Annotated in this window: 3 protein-coding genes; all 3 read right to left on the bottom strand. The window is 39.0% G+C overall.

The window, feature by feature from the left end:
* The coding region (locus H096_RS25990) for a relaxase/mobilization nuclease domain-containing protein (protein WP_162240129.1) at positions 1-1,326 on the bottom strand (1,326 nt) is incomplete at its 3' end.
* Between the two features lie 11 nt (positions 1,327-1,337).
* Positions 1,338-1,712 (bottom strand): plasmid mobilization relaxosome protein MobC, encoded by a 375-nt coding sequence (mobC, locus tag H096_RS25985; protein WP_033050921.1) that lies wholly within the window; start codon positions 1,710-1,712, stop codon positions 1,338-1,340.
* A gap of 291 nt (positions 1,713-2,003) precedes the next feature.
* Positions 2,004-3,323, bottom strand: a complete 1,320-nt coding sequence (locus H096_RS25980; RefSeq protein WP_028624202.1) for a tyrosine-type recombinase/integrase — start codon at positions 3,321-3,323, stop codon at positions 2,004-2,006.
* Between the last annotated feature and the right edge of the window lie 485 nt (positions 3,324-3,808).

Genomic DNA, 3,808 nt, shown 5'->3' with positions numbered 1-3,808 from the left:
TCCAGATGTCGGTGGAATGGGTGTCCGGATAGTCATGCAATCCGCATTCATCGAAGCATATTGCTCCTGAATTTTCTTCAATTCGTCTAAATCTGCTGGGGTAGGTTTGTAGCCTTCAAGCTTGAAGCCTTTGGCTTCCAATCCCATTAGCTGAAATTCGAGCCATACATTCTTCTTGAAGTAATCAGGGCCATTCACTGTAAATGATTGTGGTGGTTTGGCGTCGGCAACAAGTCTTTGAATGCCAGCCTTTGCTGACTGTCTTGATAAATCATGGAATGAAACTTTTGATGGGTCTTTGTAATACTCGAATGATTTCTTGCTACTGGCTGAATTATAGAAATATTCAACCTTGTCACTATGCTGAATAAACTTGAACTTAGTAGCAAGCACTGAGTTTGGTTTAATCTTTTTCATGTAGTCGGGTTCTGCTTCGGTTGAAGCGATTGAACAATTTTCGTATTCCTTTACGTTGTGCTTATTTTTTAAAGTCTGCTCAAAGCCAGTGTCATCACCTAGTTTCGCTTTAAGTGTTTTGTAAGATAGGCCAAGCTCGGATGCTTTGAATATCTGGTCTTCATGTTGAATGGAGAAAGATGATTTGCCATTGTGAATGACATTGAAACCATTCTCGGTTATCTGGTTGATGAAGTCGGATGGGCTGGAAGCATTGTTAAGGAAATCACTCAAAGCGTCTTTCATTTGTTTCTTGTTAGAAATAACGCCACGAACGTCAAGCATTCTTTCTTTTGTTGATGGATGCTTGTCTTTGTATTTCTTGTTGATAATGTCTTTCTTATCTTGCAGTGTTAGCTCTTTTATTTTGTCGAGTTCATCCATGTCTCTTGAAATTCGATTTTCGGGAACTATTAGATTGTATTTTTGTTCAAGCTTTTCACATTCTCTTTCAATAACACGGTAGTCATTGCTGACGTTGTAACACTTGCCATTAAAATCTTTTAAAGCCCACACAATATGAACATGAACCTCATCTGTATCAATGTGAACACCCAACGCATACTTTCTATTTGAAAGGTTGTGCGTTTGTTCATAGAGTTCTTTTACTATCTGCTTCGCTTGTTCAGGGGTAACGTTATCATTGGTATGAAAGCTGACCATATCGTGCTGACTTCTAACTGATTGCTTTCTGCCCTTTGTTCTAACAGCAACATCATTTTCGATGGATGTTGCAATAGCATTCGCAATTTGTCTTTTGGATGAGTTCATAGGTGTGTAGATGTTGCTTTCGAACAATACACATCCCTCATCTTTGTGAAAGTATTTAGAAGCCTTATATACTCCTGACCTGCTTTTCTGGGTGCTCAATCTTTTCCTTATCATATATCGCCTTTGATTGTTATTTTCTCCTTTTTCAAACTTTCAAGTCTATTTGTCAATACGCCCATGTTCTTATCTAATTTGCTCAGAACATCTAAAATGTCTTGGTTTGGCTGCTTCCCTGAATTCAACGCTGCTGCTATTTGATTAAGGTTATTGCCAATCTGACTGAATATTTTTTCAATGGTGACTATATCCTCTCTTAACTTTGGACTACATACTTCTATGACTTCATTTATTCCATTATTTATAATATGGGAAATAAATTTTACCTGTGTCATCTTTAATGCTGCTCTTTGTGTTTCGAGTAGCTGAATATCATCTTTTGGAAGTCTAAAATTTAACTGATTACTTTTTCTTTCTTTATCACTCATACAATCCTCCATATTGATTGCTATACATTTTTCAAACGTAGTGCGAAAAATCGAGCGTAAATGTTAGTAAGTGAACGAAGTGAACTTGCTATACATTTACATTGCTCGCCTGTAATGTTTTCGAACTACTAATATCAAGTTAACATATATTAAAATGTTTTCAAGTTGTATAGCTTTCAATAAGCCAGATAACAAAGAATGAAAGTGTATAGCAACGTATAGCAACGTATAGCAGGCATTAAAAAGGCCACCTAATTAGGTAGCCTCATGAATGATGACAACAATAAAAAATTATACTGAGAATTTATATTGTAGGTGTTTAACAGCATCCATTTTAGATGCTGGGGTTGGGCCTTCCGAATATCTATCGAAAGTCATTCTTAGCAGTCCATCAGCTTTGTGGCCAACCAACGAAATGATGACAAGGTTCTTAACATCAGCACGCTCTAATGTAGTGATTACAGTTTTGCGAATGCTATGGAAAACACATTTTTTATCAAAACCTAAATCTGTCTTGAAGATTGAAAATTGATTACCTAAACCTTTCGATTTGGTTTCATACTTCCCACCTTTGCTTGTCTTCAACAAATACCCATCGTCCGATGAACTAACAAGCCGTTTGACCGTTTCCATGAGAACCGGATGAATTGGCACAAAACGAACGGATGCTTGTGTTTTACCTTCTGTAATATGAAAACAATCCACACCATCCTCTTTAACAACTGACGATGTTTTTAAACGGCATATTTCTTCAATGCGTGCTCCCGTATAGGCCGCTATCTTAATCAAATCGGCTAATTGACGCTTTCCTTTTTCAACTGCTTTACTATGCAAGGTTTCAACCTCTTCCGCCGTAAAAGCACGTCTTTCATCTTTTTTGAGTGTTCCACGTCTAACTTGGCTCAATTCATGACTTTTGAAAGGATTGATTGGATAACGTTCTTTGAATGGTGGTTCTTTTTTAATCAAGAAATTATAGAAGGCATTAAACGAAAACAAATATTGTTTCTTTGTCTTCGATTCCAGATTTTTTGAAATCAAGAATGAAGCAACTGCCTCATAATCCAGCAATAAGTCCTCAGCTTTCAAAAAGGCATCAAGTGCTTTAATTCTCTTTATATGTCTATCAACTGTATTCAAGTCTACTTTTCGTTGATTTAATTCATAGTTATAGAAACCATCAAGGCGACTTTTGAAAAATGGGGTTTTTGGTGAGTAGTCCGAACGACCTGCTGCAATATCAATTGCTTCATTAACAAGGTCGATGCTTAACTTCTTATCTTGTGTATATTGGATTACTTCAAAACCCATTTTTGTTTCATTGTTTGCGGGTTTCCCCTTAATTTTATCTTGGTTTATGGCCCTTTGATGCTTTTCAACTATTTGAAGAACATCATCACGGAAATTGCCGATTTCACCCCTACGGGCTTTTTCGATTTCGGTTTTCCACTGCTGCAACCATCGTAGTTTGAAAATATGGGCTTCCGAACGATTGCCAGTTTTGAGGCTTTTAGTCAAAACCTTACGCCCGGAAAAGGCTTCCCGTGCGTCTTCTGGAACGTCCAGACGGACGTAGTAGGTGCCGGATTTCAGGACTAAAAAATCGGTCATAGCAAAAGCCTTCGCTAGTCATTTCTACCCAAAATTCTACCCAAAATTTCTACCCAAAGCCACTGAAAGCCTTTAAACTCGCGGCATTGCTGGGTCTTATGATGTTTTTGAGGGAGTTCGAGTCTCCCTCGGGGCACCATCTTAAAAAAAGACCTTGAAATTCAAGGTCTTTTTTTTCGTCTGTAGAAAAGTGCATCACCTGCAAAGTTGTTCTTTTGTGAGCGGTGCACCATTCCAACCGCCTCTCCAGGCGCGCTCTGACACGCCCTGTCAGTGCGATGCGCGGGCTACCATTCATCGCGTGCCCGTGTGTCTCTAGCAGCTACTGGAGAGCGCTCAGCGTATTTGGGCGCCAGCGCTGCCGCCCCTTATGAAAAACCCTTACTAATGCAGAGCTTAAAACGCCTATGGAAGCGGTCACTCCGGGCTTTTCAGGCCTTTTCGACCGCCCAAAACAAAACCCCATCTGCTTTCGCAAATGGGGT

This window comes from Pseudomonas sp. FH1, assembly GCF_000510895.2.
GTDB classification, from domain to species: domain Bacteria; phylum Pseudomonadota; class Gammaproteobacteria; order Pseudomonadales; family Pseudomonadaceae; genus Aquipseudomonas; species Aquipseudomonas azotoformans_A.
This window is presented reverse-complemented; position numbering and strand designations above follow the sequence as displayed.

Coding starts and splice junctions, on each gene's coding strand:
- H096_RS25980 (WP_028624202.1), bottom strand. CDS start 3,323: ATGACCGATTTTTTAGTCCTGAAATCCGGCACCTACTACGTCCGTCTG.
- mobC (WP_033050921.1), bottom strand. CDS start 1,712: ATGAGTGATAAAGAAAGAAAAAGTAATCAGTTAAATTTTAGACTTCCA.